Source organism: Kocuria sp. LUK, from assembly GCF_021012935.1.
GTDB lineage: Bacteria > Actinomycetota > Actinomycetes > Actinomycetales > Micrococcaceae > Kocuria > Kocuria flava.
Genome location: NZ_JAJMZI010000003.1, coordinates 376,996 through 395,975, shown reverse-complemented (window position 1 = coordinate 395,975; position 18,980 = coordinate 376,996). Strand labels below are relative to the sequence as shown.

Genomic DNA, 18,980 nt, shown 5'->3' with positions numbered 1-18,980 from the left:
GAGCTCCTTGCGGATGGTCAGGGGTCCGGTGTCCGGCCGGAGCGGTGCGGCCGGCTGCGGCCGGGCACCGAGGACCCGCGCTTGCTCGCTCGCCGGGCGCGAGGAGCCTGGTCTTCACCCAGGGCACCCCACCGCGGTGGAGGGTTGCCGGCCAGCTAGCTGGGGCTCGGTGCTGGCGCTCATGACCTGCGGCTCATTCTCTTGAGTCCGGGAACGCGGCGTCAAGCCGGGTCCGCCCGACGGGGCCCGCGCGGCGGCCCCGGACGCTGCGCGCACCGGGCCGGGCAGGATCGTGCACCGGCCCGGGAGGCGGTGCTGCGCCGGTGCGCGGTGCGGCCCGGGCGGGCCCGTGTCGGTGCGGGACGAGCCGATTTGGAGACGAATCTCACAGGGTGCCACGATGTGCCCATGAGAGTCGACCACGTGTCCTACGCCTGCCGCCCCGAGGGCCTCGAGGCCACCACGGAGCGCATCGCCGACCGGCTGGGCATCGAGCCGGTCAAGGGCGGGGTGCACCCGCGCTTCGGCACCCGCAACATGATCCTGCCGCTGACCAACCACCAGTACGTGGAGGTCGTCGAGGTGCTCCAGCACCCCGCGGCCGAGAAGGCGCCCTACGGGCAGGCCGTGCGGGCCCGCTCCGCCGCCGGCGGCGGCTGGCTGGGCTGGGTCGTGGAGGTCGAGGACCTGGCCCCGTTCGAGCGGCGCCTGGGGCGCGAGGCGGTGCCGGGCCACCGGGTGTTCCCGGACGGCCGGTGCCTGCAGTGGCACCAGATCGGCGTCAAGGGTCTCATCGCGGACCCGCAGCTGCCGTTCATGGTGCACTTCGACTCCGCGCCCGAGATGCACCCCTCGCAGGCGCGGATCACGGACGTGGGCCTGCACGGGATGTCCATCGCGGGCTCCCCGGAGCGGGTCACCGACTGGCTGGGCGCGCCGGTCGAGGAGGTGCTCGAGGACCTCGAGGTCGAGTGGCGCTACCCGGAGGGCACGCCGGGGCTGCTCGCGGTGACGTTCACGACCCCCGACGGGGCCGTGACCATCTGAGGCCCCGCCCGCCCGGACCACGAGGGGCGGCGTCCGGTGGTTCTCCCCTCCCGGGAGCCGCCGGACGCCGCCCCTCGCGCCGTCCTGCGGGCCGCCGTACCGCGTTCCGCCGGGCCCGGGGCCTCAGCCCAGCAGCCAGGCGCTGCCGAGGAAGCCGACGGCGTCGAGCAGGAAGTGCGCCACCACGAGCGGCATGACCCGGCCCGTGCGCCGGTAGAGCTCGGCGAAGACCACGCCCATGACCACGTTGCCCAGGAACGGGCCGACGCCCTGGTAGACGTGGTAGAGCCCGCGGAACACGGCGGTCGCGGCGAGCACCGCGGGCCAGCGCCAGCCCAGCCGGGTGAGCCGGTCGGCGAGGAAGGCGACGACGACGACCTCCTCGACCAGCGCGTGGCGCAGCGCCGAGGCCAGCAGCACCGGCACCGTCCACCAGTGCTCCCCCAGCCCCGAGGTGCTGACCGCGGCGGTCAGGCCCAGGGCCCGCCCGGCCGCGTACAGGGCCAGGGTGCCCAGGCCCATGAGCAGGAAGAGCACCGCGCCCAGGCCCAGGTCCGGCCAGGGCATGCGGGCGTCGAGGCCGATCCGGCGCAGCACGGCCGGCAGGGCCGCGGCGGAGCCGGCGAGCAGGTACAGCGCGAGCAGCACCGGCACGAGGTCCAGGCCGATGCCGGCGAGCTGGCGGGCGAGGTCCAGCAGCGGCAGGGGGCTCAGCGCCGGGTTGAGGGTCGCCTGCGCCTCGGCCAGGGGCCCGCGGGCGAGGTGCTCGGCCAGGGAGAGCACGGCGTAGACGGCGGAGGCCCCCAGGGAGACGCCGAGCACGAGCAGGACCTGGGTCCACAGGTCGGCGCGGGCCGAGCCCAGCACGGGGGCGGCGCGGTCGGGGGTCGCGGGCGGGTCGGGGACGGCGGGGGTGCTCATCGGCCCATTATCGGCCCCGCCGCTCCCCCGCCCCGGATCCCCGGTGCCCCGCGGGACGCCCCCGCTCCGGCTGCCCTCCGGCCCGCCGCCGTCCTGTCGCCGTCCCGGTGCCGCCGCCCCGCGGAGGCCTCCCGCCCCGGCTCCCCCGCCCCACGGGGTGTCCCGCCCGTGGTCCGGGGATCCCTAGGATGGCCCCATGACTGTCCAGCCCCCACGGATCGACCGCCGCCCCGCCCAGCGCGCCTTCCACGGCCACCTCTTCGAGGACCCCTACGAGTGGCTGCGCGAGAAGGAGTCCCCCGAGGTGCTGGCCCACCTCGGGGCGGAGAACGACTACGCGGAGGCCTCCACGGCCCACCTGGGGCCGCTGCGGGAGACGGTCTACGAGGAGATCCGCGCCCGCACCCAGGAGACCGACCTCTCCGTGCCCGAGCGGCGCGGGGACTGGTGGTACTTCGCCCGCACCGTGGAGGGCGGGGCCCACCAGTCCTTCTGCCGGGTGCCCGCCGCCACGACCGGGGATCTTCTCGCCGACTGGACCCCGCCCGTGGTCGAGCCCGGCACCCCGATGCCCGGTGAGCAGGTGCTCCTGGACGCCGACGCCGAGGCCGCGAAGCACTCCTTCTACGCCCTGGGCTCCTTCGACGTCGCCGAGGACGGGAGCCTGCTCGCGTGGGCCGAGGACACCACCGGCGACGAGCGCTTCGTGCTGCGCGTGAGGGACCTCGTCACCGGCGCCGTGCTCGCGGACGAGATCCCGGGCGTCTTCTACGGGGCGTTCCTCTCCCCCGACGCCCGCAGCGTCTACTACACGGTGGTCGACGACGCGTGGCGGCCCCACCAGGTGCGCCGCCACGAGCTGGGCACCCCGGTGGCCGAGGACGTCGTGGTGGCGCAGGAGGACGACCCCGGCCTGTGGCTGGGCGCCGGGCTCTCCGCCGACCGGCGGTGGATCCTGCTCGAGGCCGCCTGCTCGGAGTACTCCGAGGTGCGCCTGCTGCCCGCCGACGACCCCGGCGCCGAGCCGCGGGTCGTGCTCCCGCGCACCGACCGGGTGCTCTACGAGGCCGAGCCGTTCCTGCTCGGGGGGCGCGAGCAGATCCTGCTCACCCACGACCACGAGGCCCCCGACTCCCGGGTCTCGCTGATGGACCCGGCCGACCTCGGCCGGCCGGTGGCGCAGGTGGCGCTGCGCGACGTCGTGCCCGCCGTGCCCGGTGAGCGCGTGCACGGCTGCGCCGTCACCGCCGGGCACCTGGTGGTCTCCGTGCGCGCGGGGACCACGCTGCGGGTCCGGCTCGTGCCGCTGGCCGCGCTCGCGGCGGACCCGGCCGCGGCCGCCGTCGAGCCGGCCTTCGGGGAGGAGCTCTACACCGCGACCGTCGCGGCCGCGGAGTTCGACGCCCCCGTGGTGCGGCTGTCCTACACCTCCTTCACCACCCCGCCGCGCGTCTACGACGTCTTCGCGGCCGGGGCCACCGGCGACGACGACGCCCTGCCGGCCGAGCCGCTGCTGCGCCGCGAGGCGACGGTGCTCGGCGGCTACGACCCGGCCGACTACACCGTGGAGCGCGACTGGGCCACCGCCGCCGACGGCACGCGCATCCCCGTCTCGCTGGTCCGGCGCGCCGACCTCGACCCCTCGGTGCCCGCGCCGGTGCTGCAGTACGCCTACGGCTCCTACGAGCACAGCACGGACCCGGCCTTCTCGGTCTCGCGGCTGTCCCTGCTGGACCGCGGCGTGGTGTGGGCGGTCGCGCACGTGCGCGGCGGCGGGGAGCTGGGCCGGTCGTGGTACGAGCACGGGAAGAAGCTGCACAAGGCCAACACGTTCACGGACTTCGTGGCCGTCACCGACCACCTGGCCGCCCGCCCGGACGTGGACGAGCGCCGGATCCTCGTGATGGGCGGCTCGGCCGGGGGCCTGCTCGTGGGCGCGGTGCTCAACCTCGCCCCGGAGAAGTACTGCGGGGCCCTCGCGGCGGTGCCGTTCGTGGACCCGCTGACCTCGATCCTGGACCCGTCGCTGCCGCTGACGGCCCTGGAGTGGGAGGAGTGGGGCAACCCCATCGAGGACCCGCACGTCTACCGGTACATGCGCGAGTACTCCCCCTACGAGAACGTCGGGGCCCGGCCCTATCCCCCGGTGCTCGCGGTCACGAGCCTGCACGACACCCGGGTGCTCTACGTCGAGCCGGCCAAGTGGGTCGCGGCCCTGCGCGAGCGCTCGACCTCGGGGCACCCGGTGCTGCTGCGCTGCGAGATGGCCGGCGGCCACGGCGGGGCCTCGGGCCGGTACGCGCAGTGGCGCGACACCGCCTGGGAGTACGCGTGGGTGCTCGACCGGATGGGCCTGGCCGGCACCTGAGCCCCCGGGCGCGGCGGTGCGTCCCGGGCCGGGTGCCGGGACCGCCCCGCGCGGGCGGCGCTCCTCCCGCGCGGGCGGGGCGGGGTCCGGACGGGGCCCGGGCCGCGGTCCGGGCTCAGCCGCGCAGGCGGACCGGATCCAGGGCGGCGGCCGTGGCGGGGGTGCACCACGGGCCGACCGCGCCCTCGAGGAGCAGGTCGGCCGCCGCGCGGGCCATCGCCGTGCTCGTCTGGAAGCCGTAGCCGGACTGTCCGGCCAGCCACAGCAGCCCGGGCACCTCCGGGTCGGGCCCGCACACGGGCACCCCGTCGGCGGCCTCGGTGCGCAGCCCGGTCCAGGCCCGCTCGACCCCCGTGATCCCCAGGCACGTGAGCTCGTCGAGGCGGGCCACGAGCGCGTCGACGTCCGCGGCGACGGGGCGGGCGTCGCACGGCTCGCTGGGCACCGCCTCGGCCGGGGAGACCAGCGCCCCCGCCCCGGCACGGCGGTAGTACCAGGCGTCCCCGGCGGCGACGACCATGGGGTGGTCCTCGGCCAGGGGCCGGGCCAGGCGCACGAGGGCCGCGGTGCGCCGCAGCGGGACCAGGCCCAGCGGGGCGGCCCCGAAGAGCCCGGCGACCGCGTCCGCCCAGGCCCCGGCCGCGACCACGACCTGCCGGGCGCGCACCCGGTGGGTCCCGGCGCGCACGATCCAGGCCCCGTCGTCCCGGGCGGCGGCGGTGACGGGGGCCCGCAGCAGGATCCGGGTGCCGGCGGCCTCCGCGACCCGCCGGTGGCGCCCGACCAGGGCGGCGGCGTCGGTGCGCACCGAGGTCGTGTCGAGCAGCCCGCCCTCGATCTCCGCCGCCGGGGCGCACGCCAGCTCCGGGCACAGCCCGAGCACGGCCTCCCGGTCCAGCGCGGTCGTGCCCGGGACGGCCTCGGCGCGCAGGGCCTCCCCCGCGCCGACGACGACCACGGTCGAGGGCCAGGCCACGGGCCGCTCCGCATCCGGGTCGGGTCCCAGCAGCGCGGCGACGGTCAGCTCCGTGAGCTCGCGCACGGGCGCGGGCCCGTAGCTGGGGATGAGCTGCTCGGCCGAGCGCCCGGAGGTGTGGTGGGCCGGCCGGGGCTCGGCCTCGGCCAGCACCACGCCGGCCCCGGTGCCGCGCCGCCGCGCCAGCTCCGAGGCCAGGGAGAGCCCGGTGATGCCGCCGCCGATCACCAGCACGTCGCAGTCGAGGTCCATGCCCCCATGCTCGCACGCGGAAGGGGCCGCGCCCCGCCCGGCCCGCAGGACGGGCCGGCGGGGCGCGGCCCCTCGGCGCCGGGCTCAGCCCTGCACGCCGAGGCGCTCCAGGATCAGCTCGCGCACGCGGGCGGCGTCGGCCTGGCCGCGGGTGGCCTTCATGACCGGGCCGATGAGGGCGCCGACGGCCTGGACCTTCCCGCCCCTGACCTTCTCGACGACCTCGGGCATCGCGGCCATGGCGTCGTCGATCGCGGCCGTGAGCACGGAGTCGTCGGAGACCACGGCCAGGCCGCGGGCCTCGACGACCTCGGCCGGGCTCCCCTCGCCGTCCAGGACGTGGCCCAGGACCTTCTTGGCGAGCTTGTCGTTGATCCGGCCCTCGGCGATCAGCCCGTCGAGCTCGACGACGGTGGCCGGGGTGACGCCGAGCTCGGCGATCTCGGTCTCCCGCTGCTTGGCCAGGCGGGCGATCTCGCCCATCCACCACTTGCGGGCCGCGGCCGGGGTGGCCCCGGCGGCGACGGTCTGCTCGATCTCGTCGAGCACCCCGGCGTTGACGACGTCGCGGAACTCCTGGTCGGCGTAGCCCCAGTCGGCCTTGAGCCGGCGGCGGCGCTCGGCCGGGGGCTCGGGCAGCTCGGCGCGCAGCCGCTCGATCCACGCCTCGTCCGTGACGACCGGCACGAGGTCGGGCTCGGGGAAGTAGCGGTAGTCGTCGGCGTCGGACTTCGGCCGCCCGCTCGTGGTCGAGCGGGTGTCCTCGTGCCAGTGCCGGGTCTCCTGCACGATCGTGCCCCCGGCCTGCAGCACGGCCGCGTGGCGCTGGATCTCGTAGCGCACGGCGCGCTCGACGGCCCGCAGGGAGTTGACGTTCTTCGTCTCCGACCGGGTGCCGAAGGTGGTGGCGCCCTTGGGCATGAGGGAGACGTTGGCGTCGCAGCGGACGTTGCCGCGCTCCATGCGGGCGTCGGAGATCCCGAGGTTCTTCACGATCTCGCGGATCGCGGCCACGTAGGCGCGCGCCAGCTCCGGCGCGCGCTCCCCGGCCCCGACGATGGGCCGGGTGACGATCTCGATCAGCGGCACCCCGGCGCGGTTGTAGTCGACCAGGGAGAAGTCGGCGCCCTGGATGCGGCCGGCCGCCCCGCCCATGTGGGTGAGCTTGCCGGCGTCCTCCTCCATGTGGGCGCGCTCGATCTCGACGGTGAAGACCGTCCCGTCCTCCAGCTCGATGTCGATCGAGCCGTTCTCGGCGATCGGCTCGTCGTACTGGGAGGTCTGGAAGTTCTTCGGGGTGTCCGGGTAGAAGTAGTTCTTCCGGGCGAAGTGGGAGACCGGGCGGATCTCGCAGCCCAGCGCGAGGCCGAGCTTGATGGCGGACTCCACGGCCGCGCGGTTGACCACGGGCAGCACCCCGGGCAGGCCCAGGGAGACCGGCGTGGTGTTCGTGTTGGGCTCGTCGCCGAAGGTGTTCGGGGCGGCGTCGAACATCTTGGTCCGCGTGTTCAGCTCCACGTGCACCTCGAAGCCGAGCACGGGGTCGAACGCGGCCATCGCCTCGTCGAAGGACAGGATCTCAGCGGTCGTCTGCGTCATCAGCGTGCTCCTCCGCGGGCCGGGGCGGACAGGGTGGACTCGGCCAGGTCCCGGACGAGCTCGGTGGTCTCCGGCAGGTCCCGCCACAGCGGCCCGCCCCACCGGTCGGCGAGCAGGGCCTCGAGGCCGGCGCCGGCGCGGTAGAGCCGGGCGTCCTCACGGGCCGGGGCCATGAACTGGATGCCCACGGGCAGCCCGTCCTCGGGGGCGAGGCCGCCGGGCACGGAGATCGCCGGGATGCCGGCGAGGTTCGTGGGGATCGTCGCGATGTCGTTGAGGTACATCTGCATCGGGTCGGCGGACTCGTCCACCGCGCCCAGCTCGAACGCGGTGGTCGGGGCCGTCGGGGAGACGAGGACGTCGACCTGCTCGAACGCGGCGGCGAAGTCGCGCTGGACGAGGGTGCGGACCTTCTGCGCGGAGCCGTAGTAGGCGTCGTAGTAGCCGGCGGACAGGGCGTAGGTGCCGAGGATGATCCGGCGCTTGACCTCCGCGCCGAAGCCCGCGGCGCGGGTCGCGCCCATGACGCGCTCGATCGTCAGCGGCCCCTCCTCGGGCAGCACGCGGTGGCCGAAGCGCACGCCGTCGTACTTGGCGAGGTTGGAGGAGACCTCCGAGGACATGATCAGGTAGTAGGCGCCCAGGGCGTAGCGGAAGTGCGGGGTCTCGATCTCGACGATCTCGGCCCCGGCCTCGCGCAGGGCCTCGACGGCCTCCCGGAAGCGCTGCTCGACGCCGGGCTGGAAGCCCTCGCCGGTGAGCTCCTTGACCACGCCCACCCGCAGCCCGGCCAGACCGCCCTCGGCGGCCCCGGCCCGCGCCGCGGCGGCGAGCCCGCCCACGGGCTCGGGCAGGGAGGTGGAGTCGCGCGGGTCGTGCCCGCCGACGACCTCGTGCAGCAGGGCGGCGTCGAGGACCGTGCGGGAGACGGGGCCCACCTGGTCGAGGGAAGAGGCCATGGCGATCACGCCGTAGCGGGAGACCCCGCCGTAGGTCGGCTTCACGCCCACCGAGCCGGTCACGGCGGCGGGCTGGCGGATGGACCCGCCGGTGTCGGTGCCCAGGGCCAGGGGCGCCTGGAAGGCCGTCACGGCCGCGGCGGAGCCGCCGCCGGAGCCGCCCGGGATGCGGGCGAGGTCCCACGGGTTGCGGGCGGGGCCGAAGGCCGAGTGCTCGTTGGAGGAGCCCATCGCGAACTCGTCGAGGTTCGTCTTGCCCAGGATCGGCATCCGGGCCGCGCGCAGCCGCTCGACGACCGTGGCGTCGTAGGGGCTGCGCCAGTCCTCGAGCATCCGCGAGGCGGCGGTGGTCGGCTGGCCCGTCGTGACGATCAGGTCCTTGACGGCGATCGGCACGCCGGCCAGCGCCGGCAGCTGCTCCCCGCGGGCGCGGGCGGCGTCGACCTCCGCGGCGACCTCGAGGGCCTCCTCGGCGTTGACGTGCAGGAAGGCGTTGAGACCGGCCTTCCCGCGCGAGCGGTCGGACGGGTCGACGGGCGCGCCGTCGGTGGCCTCGATGCGGGCCAGGTGGGCCTCGACGGCCTCGACCGAGGTGGTCTCCCCGGCGGCGAGGCGGTCGGCGAGCTCGGCGGCCGTGAGGCCGACGACGCCCTGGGGCGTTCCGGTGTTCGGCATGCGACTACTCCTCGTCCAGGATGGCGGGAACCTTGAACTTGCCCTCGGCGCGGTCGGGGGCGCCGCCGAGCGCCTCCTCGGCCGTGAGGGTCGGGCCCACCACGTCCTCGCGGAAGACGTTGTGCAGCGGGATCGGGTGGCTCGTGGCCGGGACGTCGGGCCCGGCGGCCTCGCTGACGGACGCCACCGAGTCGACGACGAGGTCGAGCTCCCCGGCCATGGCCGCCAGCTCCTCCTCGGTCATCTCGATGTGCGCGAGCTTCGCCAGGTGGGCGACCTGCTCGCGGGTGATCGCGGACATGCAGACTCCTGCTCGGGGATCGGTTTCGGTGTCCGGACCAGTCTAGCCGCGCCCCGGCCGGGCCCCGGCGGGCCCGGGAGCGGCTGCGGGCGGACGGGGCGCCCGCGCGGGCCTACCCTGGGAGGAACCGACCGACGAGCGCGGGCAACCGCGAAGGAGCTGCACCGAATGGCCGAGAAGAAGCCCGCCCGCACGAAGAAGGCCCGCGGCGCGGGCCGCGACCGCCAGGAGCGCCCCCGCGGACGGGCCCGCAGCGCCCCCTCGGCGGGGCGCTCCGCCGCCGACGCCGCCAACGCCTGGCGCCAGCGGGTGAGCCGGGACGCGGCCGCCACGATCGACACCCTGATGGCCCACGTGCAGGCCGTGGCCGAGGAGCAGCTGGGCCGGCACGGGGCGTTCCCGGCGTTCCTCGTCACCGCGCGCAAGGACGGCGAGTACGAGCTGGACACCCTGGATCCCGGGGAGACGGCCGAACTCGCCCCCGAGGCGGTGCTCGCGGCGCTGCGGGCCCTGGCCGTGGAGCGGCGCGACGAGCTCGTGTGCGCGGGCGTGGCCTTCCCCGCGACGCTGCCCGACCGGCAGGCGCAGGAGGCCGTGGTGGTCGAGACCGAGCACCGGGAGGGCGCCGCGCTGACGGTGGTCCAGCCCTACCGGGTCAAGGGCGCGGAGCGCACGGTGGGCTTCGGCGACGCGGTCGCCGAGCCCGCCGGGCGGTGGCTGTGGGCCTGAGCGGCCCGCGCCCCGCTCCCCCGGCGCCCTGACCCCGGGGCGCCGGGCCGGGCGCCCCGGTCCGGCGGGGCCGGGCATGCGACGAGGGCCCCCACCGTGCGGTGGGGGCCCTCGTCGTGCGGACCGGATCCGGGAGGATCAGGCCGGCAGCTGCAGGGTCTGGCCCGGGAAGATCAGGTTGGGGTCGGCCACGACGTCCGCGTTGGCGGCGTGCAGGGCCTCCCAGCTCTCGAGGCCGAGCTTCTGGGCGATGATCGACAGGGTGTCGCCGGCGACCACGGTGTAGGTCTCGCCCGAGGCGGCCGGGGCGGCGGTCGCGGCCGGAGCCACGTACTCGACGGCGGCGGGGGCCGGGGCGGGCGCCGGGGCCTCGACGGGGGCGGGAGCCTGCACGGCGGCGGGAGCCGGGGCGGGCGCCTCGATCGGGGCCGGGGCCTGCACGGACTGCGGGGCCACGGTGGAGGCGGTGCCCATCGGGTTCTCGGAGGGGTTGGCCGCACCGCTCAGGCCGAGCTTGGCGGAGCAGGCGGGCCACGCGCCCCAGCCCTGGCCCTCGAGGACGTTCTCGGCCACGGCGATCTGCTGGGCCTTGGAGGCGTTCTCGGGCGCACCGGTGCCGCCGAAGGCGGCCCAGGTGGACGGGGTGAACTGCAGGCCACCGGAGAAGCCGTTGCCGGTGCTGGTGCTCCAGTTGCCACCGGACTCGCACTGCGCCAGGGCGTCCCAGGTGGAGGTCGGGGCGGCGTTGGCCGGCAGGGCCATGGCGCCGGCGGCGGTCCCGCCGAGCAGGAGGGCGGCGGCACCGCGACGGACGTTGCGACGAACAGCAGTGGTGTTCTTCATGATGCTCCCTGGGGCCACCTGCGCTCGTTTCCGTCCCCGGATGTCTTCGCGCCGCCGTCCACCCGACAGAAGTGTGTTGGGTGTGTGCTTACAGGTTGCTGCCCTTTGGACGACGTGCGGTGGTACGGCAGCACCCGGCATGGAGTTGTGTTCTTCGTGGGGTGACGTCAGGGCAGAGGCGCCCGGACGCACGGGGATCCCCTGGGGGAATCCCGGGGAAGCTGTTGATAACAGTAGCGTAACGATTTCCGTTGCACCACCCTTTTCCGGCCGACGTGGTGTAGACCACACCGCGGCCGGAAGCGTGGCCGGCTCGGCAGGGCCGGGCCGGCGGGACCGAGGTCCCGGTGCCGGTCGGGGGACGAGCCCACCGCCGAACACCGCGAATCACGCTACGGGCACGAAAAGGTCACGGTCAAGTCACGACCGATGACTGGGAGGGAGCTCACACCCCCGGGCGGCGACCCCGGCGGGCTCCCCGGGCGTCCGGGCTCAGCCCGGGATCCCCCGCTCACGTGCGGTGATCCACTCGGCCAGGCGGGCCGCGACGGGCACCGGGCCGTCGGCGGCGGCAGGGAGGTCGGGGCGCTCCACGAGGGCGCCGGCCTCCTCGGCGATGAGCGCGCCGGCGGCCCAGTCGTGCTCGTGCAGCCCCTGCTCGGCGTAGCCGTCGAGGGTGCCCTCGGCGACCATGCACAGGTCGAGGGCCGCCGAACCCAGACGCCGCATGTCTGTGTACTGCCGCATCGATCGCAAAAAAGTATCGATCTGGCGTTCCCGCCGCTCGGGGTCGTAGGCGAAGCCCGTTCCGTAGAGGCGGCCCGGGCGGCCCGGCACCGGCCCGGAGAGGCGGCGGGACGCGCCGTCGCGCTCGACCCAGGCCCCGGCTCCGCGCACGGCGTAGTACGTCCGCCCCAGGGCGGGGGCGTCCACGACGCCCACGAGCCAGTTGCCCTCGGCGTCGGAGGCGGCCACGGAGGTGCAGTAGTAGACGATGTCGCGGATGAAGTTGGTGGTCCCGTCCAGCGGGTCCACGGACCAGCGGATGCCCGAGGGCGCATCGGGCCGGTGGGTGCCGGACTCCTCGCCGGTGACGGTGTCGTGCGGGCGCCGGTCCAGGATCGCGCGGAGCACGGCCTGCTCGGCGGCGACGTCGAAGCGGGTGACCCAGTCGCCCTCCTCGGCCTTGCCGCTGACGTCCAGGTGCGCGCCGTCGCGCCCGCGCAGCACCTCGGCCCCCGCCGCGGCGGCGGCCAGCGCCGTGTCCAGCAGCTCCTCGAGCTCGTGGCCGCTCGGGCCCAGGCCCTCCAGCACGTCGTCGTGGCGTCCCATGCTCACTTCCCGTCCTCGTCGTCCGTCGTGTCCGCGCCGGCCGCCGCGTCCGCGGCCGCGTCCTCCCCGGCGCCGGGCGGCGGCGGGGTGTCGTCGTCGTCCCCGTCGCCGGCGAAGGCCTCCGGGCCCCGGGCGAGGAGCAGCTCGAAGCCGGCCTCGTCGAGGACGGGCACGCCGAGCTGCTCGGCCTTGTCCAGCTTGGTGCCCGCGTTCTCCCCGGCCACCAGGAAGTGGGTCTTCCGCGAGACCGACCCGGAGGCCTTCCCGCCGCGCTGCAGCACGGCCTCCTTGGCGGAGTCGCGGCTGTAGCGCTCGAGCGAGCCGGTCACCACGACCGTGACGCCCTCGAGCGTGCGCGGGAGGGACGCGTCGACCTCGTCCTCCATCCGGACCCCGGCGGCGGCCCAGCGCTCCACGATCTCGCAGCGCCAGGGCTCGGCGAACCACTCGGTCACCGCGGCGGCGATGGTCGGGCCCACCCCGTCCACCCCGGCGAGGGTCTGCTCGTCGGCGTCGCGGATGGCCTGCATCGACCCGAAGGCGGTGGCCAGGGAACGGGCGGCGGTGGGGCCCACGTGCCGGACGGACAGGGCCACGAGCACGCGCCACAGGGGCTGGGACTTGGCCTTCTCGAGCTCCTCGAAGAGCTTGCGGGTGGTGGCCGTCGGCTCGGGGGGCTTCTTCGCGGTGCCCTTGGTCCAGAAGTAGGGCACGAGCTCGCTCTCGCCCGTGGGCTCGCCCTTCCGGCGCTTCTCCCGGCGGATCCGCACCTCGCGCAGGTCCTCCGGGGTGAGGTCGAACAGCTGGGCCTCGCTGGTCAGCGGGGGCGTCGCGGGCTCGTCCGGGGCGGTCAGGGCGAGGGCGGCCTCGTAGCCGAGGGCCTCGATGTCGAAGGCCCCGCGCCCGGCGGCGTGGAAGACGCGCTCGCGCAGCTGGGCCGGGCAGCTGCGGGCGTTGGGGCAGCGGATGTCCACGTCCCCCTCCTTGGCGGGGCGCAGCTCGGTGCCGCAGGAGGGGCAGTGCGTGGGCATCACGAACTCCCGCTCGCTGCCGTCGCGCAGGGCGACCACGGGCCCGACGATCTCGGGGATCACGTCACCGGCCTTGCGCAGCACGACCGTGTCCCCGATGAGCACGCCCTTGGCCCGCACCACGTCCTGGTTGTGCAGGGTGGCCATCTCCACGGTGGACCCGGCCACGCGCACGGGCTCCATGAGCCCGAAGGGGGTGACGCGGCCGGTGCGCCCGACGTTGACGAGGATGTCGAGCAGCGTCGTGTTGACCTCCTCCGGCGGGTACTTGTAGGCCACCGACCAGCGGGGCACCCGGGAGGTGTGGCCGAGGCGGAACTGGGTGCGGCGGTCGTCGATCTTCACCACGATGCCGTCGATCTCGTGGATGAGGTCGTGGCGGCGCCGGCCGTACTCCTCGATGAGCTCGAGCACTTCCCCGGTGGAGGCCAGCACCTTCGTGTAGGGGCTCACGGGCAGGCCCCAGCCCTCGAGCAGGCCGTAGACCTCGGACTGGGTCGCGGCCTCCAGGCCCGTGGCGGCGCCCACGCCGTGGACGTACATCGACAGCCGGCGCCGGGCGGTGACCTCCGGGTCCTTCTGCCGCAGCGACCCGGCCGCGGCGTTGCGCGGGTTCGCGAACGGCGCCCGGCCCTCCGCGACGATGGCCTCGTTGAGGGCGCGGAAGTCCTTCGCGGAGATGAAGACCTCGCCGCGGACCTCGACCTCCTCGGGGATCCCCTCCCCCTCGAGCACGGTCGGGATCGAGCCGATGGTGCGCACGTTGTGGGTGACGTCCTCGCCGGTGGTGCCGTCCCCGCGGGTCGCGGCGCGCACGAGCTCGCCCCCGCGGTAGAGCAGGTTCACGGCGAGGCCGTCGATCTTCAGCTCGGTCAGCCACGCGGGGGCCGGTGCGCCGGGCAGCTCGGCGACCGCGGCGGCGGTCTTGTCCATCCAGGCGACGAGCTCGTCGGTGGAGAACACGTCCTCGAGGGAGTACATGCGGGCCAGGTGCTCGACCGGGGCGAACGCGGCCGAGACCTCGCCGCCGACCTCCTGGGTGGGCGAGTCGTTGGCGACGATCTGCGGGTGCAGCGCCTCGAGCTCCTCGAGCCGGCGGTACAGGGCGTCGTACTCGGCGTCGGAGATCCGCGGGGCGTCCTCGACGTAGTAGGCCGTGCGGGCGGCGCGGACCCGGTCGACGAGCTCGGCGTACTCCTCCTTGAGCGCGTCGTCGGGCTCGGCCGGGTTGAGGTCCTGGCCGGAGGCGTCGACGGGCTGCGCGGTGCTGGTCTGCTGTGGGCTCACCGGACCATTGTGTCCCACGGCCCGGACGCCGCGGGCGCGGCACCCCGGCACCGCGGCATCCCGCCCCGCGGGCCGGGGCGGGGCCCGCCGGGGGCCCGGTGCGGCACGGGAGCCGCCGGCCCGGGGCTCAGCGCGGGTCGTCGAGGCCCAGCGGCAGCCCGAAGGCGGTGCGCACCCCGGGCGAGCACAGGACGCTGTCCGGGGGCCGGTCCGCGAGGTCCCCGAACCCGGTGGCGCGGAGGAGGTCGTCCTCGAGGGCCAGCAGCTCGCCCCGGTGCAGCGGCCACGGCGCGTGGGTGTTCGGCACCCACAGGGACCTGCCCCACGCCCGGGTGTGCAGGCCGAAGCGGGCGGTGAGGAACACCTCGAGGGGCCCGGGCCGCGCGAGGCGCTCCCCCACGGCCACGCGCACCCGGCTGCCCGGGCGGGTGGGCCCGGCCCGGCGCCGGCTGCGGTGGTCGAGGACGGTGCGCCCGGCCCCGTCCTGCTCACGGTCCAGGCGCATCCGGGCCCACCGGTAGGGCACCGCCAGCAGGGTCCTGGCCCCCAGCACGACGGCGGCGCGCTCGGCCTCGAGGGTGCGGAAGACCACGCCGCGCCGGCCCTGCCCGTCCACGGAGTAGGTGCGGACGTTGAGCTCGAGGAAGCTGCCCAGCCACGGCACCCCGCCCCGTCCGGGCGGGCCCGCGCCCACCATGCGGAACGGGACCAGGCCCACCCAGGCGGAGCCGTCGTGGACGTCGGGCCGGACCCCGCGCGGCAGCAGCGGGGCCACCAGCGCGGGGTCGGTCCGCCAGTGCACGAAGCACGCGTCCCGCCACTGCTGCTCCGCGACCCGGCGCGTGGGCAGCGGCGGGCCCTGCGGGTCCAGCGGCCGGGGCGGGCGGGGGCTCACGGTCCGAGCCGCTCGACCGTCCCGGTGAAGTGCGGGCGCCGGCGGCGGGGGTCCCAGCCGGCGTAGTCGGAGCGCCGCCAGCCCGGACCGCGCCCGTCGTCGGCGACCGCCACGGCCACCGTGCCCGGCAGCGGGACGGGGGCGGCGAACTCGACGGTCCACCGGAAGGCCGTCCCGGCGGGGACGGCGACGCCGGCGAGGGCGCGGGAGGCGCAGTACATGCCGTGGGCGATCGCCCCCGGCATCCCCAGGGCCCGCGCGGAGGGGCCGGAGAGGTGGATGGGGTTCCAGTCCCCGCTCACGGCGGCGTAGTCCCGTCCCGTGCCGGCGGCCAGCCGCCAGGTGCCGGTCGGGGCCGGCGGGACGAACTCCCGGCGCGGGCCGTCCTCGGCCGCGCCCGGCACGCGCACCCCCTTCGCGAGGTAGGTGGAGCGGCCCGTCCACACGGTTCCGCCGTCCTCCCGCGCCAGGCGGGCGACGACGTCGACCTGCGCCCCGGACCGGTGCGGGCGCAGCCGCTCGGCGCGGGCCGTGACCGTGAGCTCCTCCCCGACGACGACGGCGCCGCGGTGCTCGACCTCGTTGGCCAGGTGGACCATGCCGAGCACGGGCAGCGGGAAGTCCGGGCGGGTGAGCACGCCCATGGCCACGGGGAAGGCGAGGGCGTGCAGGTGCCCCGAGAACGCCTCCGGCCCGCGCGGGCCCTCCCGCCGCGGGGCGCCGACGGTGCGGCAGAACGCCTCGTGCCGGGCCGGGTCGACGCGCACGCCCTCGACGACGTGCTCGACGGCGGGCAGCACGGGCTCCCCGCCCCGCCGGCCCCCGCCCAGGGAGGCCGGGAGCCGGCGGGCGAGGGCCCCGCCGGCGGCCCCGGCCGCGGCACGGACGTAGAGCCCGGCCAGGGAGGGGGCCTCCTCGAGCACCACCTGCCGGCGCTCCCCCGGCCGCGGGCCCGTCACGCGCCCACCAGGTTCTGCCCGCAGACCCGCAGGGTCTGGCCGTTGACCCCGGCGGCGGCACCGGAGGCGAGGTAGAGCACGGCCTCGGCGACGTCCACCGGCAGCCCGCCCTGCTGCAGCGCGTTCAGCCGGCGCGCGACCTGGCGGCGGGCCGCGGGGATCCGCGCGGTCATCTCCGTCTCGACGAAGCCCGGGGCCACGGCGTTGATCGCGCCCCCGCGCGCCGCGAGGAGGGGCGCGGCGGCGGCGACCATCCCGATCACCCCGGCCTTGGAGGCGGCGTAGTTCGTCTGCCCCCGGTTGCCGGCGATCCCGCTCGTGGAGGCGAGGCAGACGATGCGCGGGGCCTCGCCCAGGCCCTCGCCCGCGAGCAGCTGCTCGTTCATCCGCAGCTGCGCCTCGAGGTTGACGGCGAGCACGGAGGCCCAGCGGGCCCCGTCCATGTTGGCCAGCAGCTTGTCCCGGGTGATCCCGGCGTTGTGCACCACCACGTCGAGGTGCCCGAAGCGCTCGCGGGCCGCGGCGAGGACCCGCCGCCCGGCGTGCTCGTCCGTGACGTCGAGCTGGAGGGCCACCGCGTGCAGCTCGTTGGCCAGGGCGGCCAGCGGCTCGCCGGCGGCCGGGACGTCGACGACGACGACGCGGGCGCCGGCGGCGGCGAGCGTGCGCGCGATCTGCGCGCCGATGCCCCGGGCGGCGCCGGTGACGGCGGCGACCCGGCCGGCGAGCGGGGCCTCCCAGTCGGCCGGCAGGGTCCCGGTGGTCCCGCCGACCGTCACGAACTGCCCGGAGACGAACGCGCTGCGCCCGGAGAGCAGGAAGCGCAGCGCCCCGAGCACGCCGGGGGCCGTGGGGCCGACGCCGTCGGCGAGCAGGACCCCGTTGGCGGTGGCCCCGCCGCGCACCTCCTGGGCCACCGAGCGCAGCAGGCCCACGACGGCCTGGCGGGCGGCGGCGACGGCGGGCGGGAGCGGGTCGGCGGCCGCGGGGGTCGCCGAGGCCGCGCCCGCGCCGATGCCCGGGGCGGGCCGGGAGACGGTGACCACGCGCCCGCCGGGGGCCAGCTGGCGCAGCACCGCGCCGAGGGCGAGGGCCGGCTCCTGCAGCCCGCCGGGGGCCTCGAGATCGGCGAGCACGAGCAGCACGGCGCCCAGGCGCCCGGCGCCCTCGGCGCGGCGGCGGACGTCGAGGTCCCAGTCCAGCAGCGCCTCGGCGATCCGGTCCGCGTCCGGGCCGCGGCCCAGGACGAGCACCGGGCCGGGCACGAGCGGGGCCGCGGGGTCGTGGCGGCGCAGCCGCACGGGGCGGGGCAGCCCGAGCCGGCCGGCGAGAGCGGCGCCGGGGCCGGTGCTGACGAGGTCGAGATAGGTGTCCGTCACAGGGGGTCTCCTCGGGGTCGTCGGCGGTCTCAGCGGGCCTCGAGCACGGCGGTGACGCCCAGCCCGCCGGCGGCGCACACCGAGATCAGCCCGCGGGCGGGCCGGCCGGTCTGCTCGGCGCGCTCGCGCAGCAGCTTGGCGAGGGTCGCCACGATGCGCCCGCCGGTCGCGGCGAAGGGGTGCCCGGCCGCGAGCGAGGACCCGGCGACGTTGAGCCGGGAGCGGTCGACCGTCCCGAAGGCGCCGTCGAGGCCCAGGCGCTCGCGCCCGAAGCGCTCGTCCTCCCAGGCGGCAAGGGTCGAGAGCACGGTCGAGGCGAAGGCCTCGTGGATCTCGACCAGGTCGAAGTCCTCGAGGGACAGGCCCTGGCGGGCCAGCAGCCGGGGCACGGCGTAGGCCCCGGCCATCAGCAGGCCCTCGTCGCCGTGGACGAAGTCGACGGCGGCGGCCTCGACGTCCACGACGTCGGCGAGCACGGGCAGCCGGTGCTCCTCGGCCCACTCGACCGAGGACAGCAGGACGGCGGAGGCGCCGTCGGTCAGGGCGGTGGAGTTGCCGGCGGTCATCGTGGCCTCGGCGTCCAGGGAGCGGCCGAAGACCGGCTTGAGCCCGGCGAGCTTGTCCACGGTGCTGTCGGGGCGCAGGTTGTTGTCGCGGGCGAGCCCGCGGAACGGGGTGGCCAGGTCGTCGAAGAAGCCGCGGTCCCAGGCGGCGGCCAGGTTGCGGTGGCTCGCGGCGGCGAGCTCGTCCTGGGCCTGCCGGGAGATCTCCCACCGGGCGGTGGTCAGGGCCTGGTGCTCGCCCATGGACAGCCCCGTGCGGGGCTCGCCGGTGCCGGGGGCCGCGGGCTTGAGGTCGCCCGGGCGCAGCCGGGAGAGCGCCTTGAGCTTCTGGCCGGTGCTGCGGGCCCGGTTGAGCTCGAGCAGCACCTGGCGCAGCCCCTCGCCCACCACGATCGGGGCGTCCGAGGCGGAGTCGACGCCGCCGGCGATGCCGGAGTCGATCTGGCCCAGCCGGATCTTGTTCACGAGCGTCGAGACGGCCTCCATGCCGGTCGCGCAGGCCTGCTGGACGTCGAAGGCCGGGGTGCGCGGGTCCAGGACGGAGCCGAGCACGGCCTCGCGGGTGAGGTTGAAGTCCTTGGGGTGCTTGAGCACGGCCCCGGCGGCGACCTCGCCGATGCGCTCACCGGCCAGACCGCAGCGGGCGGCGAGCCCGTCGAGGGCGGCGGTGAGCATCTCCAGGTTGCTCGCGGAGGCGTAGGCCCCGTGGGCGCGGGCGAACGGGATGCGGTTGCCGCCGACGACGACCGCGCGGCGGGCCACGCCGGTGCGCTCGGCCGCGGCGGGAACGGTGTGCTCGGCGGTGGTCCCGGCCTGCTCGGCGGGGCGGGGGGTCTCGGTCACGGAGGTGCTCCTGGGGTCTCG

15 protein-coding genes and 1 riboswitch are annotated in these 18,980 nt (G+C 76.4%); of the genes, 3 read left to right on the top strand and 12 right to left on the bottom strand.

Annotated features, from left to right (window positions below; genetic code table 11):
• Positions 1–72: 72 nt before the first annotated feature.
• A riboswitch (SAM riboswitch) is annotated at positions 73–187 on the bottom strand.
• 221 nt (positions 188–408) lie between these two features.
• A complete protein-coding gene (locus LQU92_RS07340; protein ID WP_112255806.1) occupies positions 409–1,047 on the top strand; it encodes a VOC family protein in 639 nt (212 codons plus the stop codon).
• Positions 1,048–1,170: 123 nt separating this feature from the next.
• On the opposite strand, the gene LQU92_RS07335 is transcribed toward LQU92_RS07340, so the two are convergent.
• A complete protein-coding gene (locus LQU92_RS07335) occupies positions 1,171–1,968 on the bottom strand; it encodes a CPBP family intramembrane glutamic endopeptidase (protein ID WP_230779454.1) in 798 nt (265 codons plus the stop codon).
• A 196-nt stretch (positions 1,969–2,164) separates the two neighbouring features.
• On the opposite strand from LQU92_RS07335, the gene LQU92_RS07330 reads away from it, so the two are divergent.
• Positions 2,165–4,336 (top strand): S9 family peptidase, encoded by a 2,172-nt coding sequence (locus LQU92_RS07330; protein ID WP_230779451.1) that lies wholly within the window; start codon positions 2,165–2,167, stop codon positions 4,334–4,336.
• A gap of 115 nt (positions 4,337–4,451) precedes the next feature.
• On the opposite strand, the gene LQU92_RS07325 is transcribed toward LQU92_RS07330, so the two are convergent.
• The 4 genes from LQU92_RS07325 to gatC form a co-directional block, all read right to left on the bottom strand.
• On the bottom strand, positions 4,452–5,564 hold the full coding sequence (locus LQU92_RS07325; RefSeq protein WP_230779448.1) for an FAD-binding oxidoreductase: 1,113 nt from the start codon (positions 5,562–5,564) through the stop codon (positions 4,452–4,454).
• 84 nt (positions 5,565–5,648) lie between these two features.
• Positions 5,649–7,163 (bottom strand): Asp-tRNA(Asn)/Glu-tRNA(Gln) amidotransferase subunit GatB, encoded by a 1,515-nt coding sequence (gene gatB, locus LQU92_RS07320; protein ID WP_230779445.1) that lies wholly within the window; start codon positions 7,161–7,163, stop codon positions 5,649–5,651.
• Positions 7,163–8,797: an Asp-tRNA(Asn)/Glu-tRNA(Gln) amidotransferase subunit GatA gene (gene gatA, locus LQU92_RS07315; RefSeq protein WP_230779442.1), complete on the bottom strand. Its 1,635-nt coding sequence runs from the start codon at positions 8,795–8,797 to the stop codon at positions 7,163–7,165. Before gatA ends, gatB begins: the two co-directional genes overlap by 1 nt.
• Before the next feature lie 4 nt (positions 8,798–8,801).
• Positions 8,802–9,098 carry an Asp-tRNA(Asn)/Glu-tRNA(Gln) amidotransferase subunit GatC gene (gene gatC, locus LQU92_RS07310; RefSeq protein WP_058858431.1) on the bottom strand — a complete coding sequence of 99 codons (297 nt, stop codon included), beginning with the start codon at positions 9,096–9,098 and terminating at the stop codon, positions 8,802–8,804.
• 168 nt (positions 9,099–9,266) lie between these two features.
• Here gatC and LQU92_RS07305 point away from each other — a divergent pair, with 168 nt between their 5' ends.
• Complete coding sequence (locus LQU92_RS07305; protein WP_230779439.1) at positions 9,267–9,827, top strand: hypothetical protein; 561 nt, start codon at positions 9,267–9,269, stop codon at positions 9,825–9,827.
• A 138-nt stretch (positions 9,828–9,965) separates the two neighbouring features.
• Here LQU92_RS07305 and LQU92_RS07300 read toward each other — a convergent pair whose 3' ends face one another.
• From LQU92_RS07300 to LQU92_RS07265, 7 genes are all read right to left on the bottom strand, one after another.
• Complete coding sequence (locus LQU92_RS07300) at positions 9,966–10,670, bottom strand: transglycosylase family protein (RefSeq protein ID WP_101852658.1); 705 nt, start codon at positions 10,668–10,670, stop codon at positions 9,966–9,968.
• A 492-nt stretch (positions 10,671–11,162) separates the two neighbouring features.
• The gene (locus tag LQU92_RS07295) at positions 11,163–12,002 is read right to left on the bottom strand and encodes an inositol monophosphatase family protein (RefSeq protein ID WP_058858429.1); all 840 of its coding nucleotides are present in this window, start codon (positions 12,000–12,002) and stop codon (positions 11,163–11,165) included.
• Positions 12,003–12,004: 2 nt separating this feature from the next.
• Complete coding sequence (gene ligA, locus LQU92_RS07290; protein WP_230779437.1) at positions 12,005–14,320, bottom strand: NAD-dependent DNA ligase LigA; 2,316 nt, start codon at positions 14,318–14,320, stop codon at positions 12,005–12,007.
• A gap of 127 nt (positions 14,321–14,447) precedes the next feature.
• Positions 14,448–15,215 carry a DUF2071 domain-containing protein gene (locus LQU92_RS07280; protein ID WP_308071601.1) on the bottom strand — a complete coding sequence of 256 codons (768 nt, stop codon included), beginning with the start codon at positions 15,213–15,215 and terminating at the stop codon, positions 14,448–14,450.
• Positions 15,212–16,174: a MaoC/PaaZ C-terminal domain-containing protein gene (locus tag LQU92_RS07275; protein ID WP_230779434.1), complete on the bottom strand. Its 963-nt coding sequence runs from the start codon at positions 16,172–16,174 to the stop codon at positions 15,212–15,214. Before LQU92_RS07275 ends, LQU92_RS07280 begins: the two co-directional genes overlap by 4 nt.
• Positions 16,171–17,553: a 3-oxoacyl-ACP reductase gene (locus tag LQU92_RS07270; RefSeq protein ID WP_230779430.1), complete on the bottom strand. Its 1,383-nt coding sequence runs from the start codon at positions 17,551–17,553 to the stop codon at positions 16,171–16,173. Before LQU92_RS07270 ends, LQU92_RS07275 begins: the two co-directional genes overlap by 4 nt.
• Before the next feature lie 29 nt (positions 17,554–17,582).
• Positions 17,583–18,878, bottom strand: coding sequence for an acetyl-CoA C-acetyltransferase (locus LQU92_RS07265; protein WP_230779646.1), 1,296 nt, complete (start codon positions 18,876–18,878; stop codon positions 17,583–17,585).
• Positions 18,879–18,980 lie beyond the last annotated feature (102 nt).

Coding starts and splice junctions, on each gene's coding strand:
- LQU92_RS07330 (WP_230779451.1), top strand. CDS start 2,165: ATGACTGTCCAGCCCCCACGGATCGACCGCCGCCCCGCCCAGCGCGCC.
- LQU92_RS07305 (WP_230779439.1), top strand. CDS start 9,267: ATGGCCGAGAAGAAGCCCGCCCGCACGAAGAAGGCCCGCGGCGCGGGC.
- LQU92_RS07335 (WP_230779454.1), bottom strand. CDS start 1,968: ATGAGCACCCCCGCCGTCCCCGACCCGCCCGCGACCCCCGACCGCGCC.
- gatC (WP_058858431.1), bottom strand. CDS start 9,098: ATGTCCGCGATCACCCGCGAGCAGGTCGCCCACCTGGCGAAGCTCGCG.
- LQU92_RS07295 (WP_058858429.1), bottom strand. CDS start 12,002: ATGGGACGCCACGACGACGTGCTGGAGGGCCTGGGCCCGAGCGGCCAC.
- LQU92_RS07340 (WP_112255806.1), top strand. CDS start 409: ATGAGAGTCGACCACGTGTCCTACGCCTGCCGCCCCGAGGGCCTCGAG.
- gatB (WP_230779445.1), bottom strand. CDS start 7,163: ATGACGCAGACGACCGCTGAGATCCTGTCCTTCGACGAGGCGATGGCC.
- LQU92_RS07300 (WP_101852658.1), bottom strand. CDS start 10,670: ATGAAGAACACCACTGCTGTTCGTCGCAACGTCCGTCGCGGTGCCGCC.
- LQU92_RS07325 (WP_230779448.1), bottom strand. CDS start 5,564: ATGGACCTCGACTGCGACGTGCTGGTGATCGGCGGCGGCATCACCGGG.
- gatA (WP_230779442.1), bottom strand. CDS start 8,797: ATGCCGAACACCGGAACGCCCCAGGGCGTCGTCGGCCTCACGGCCGCC.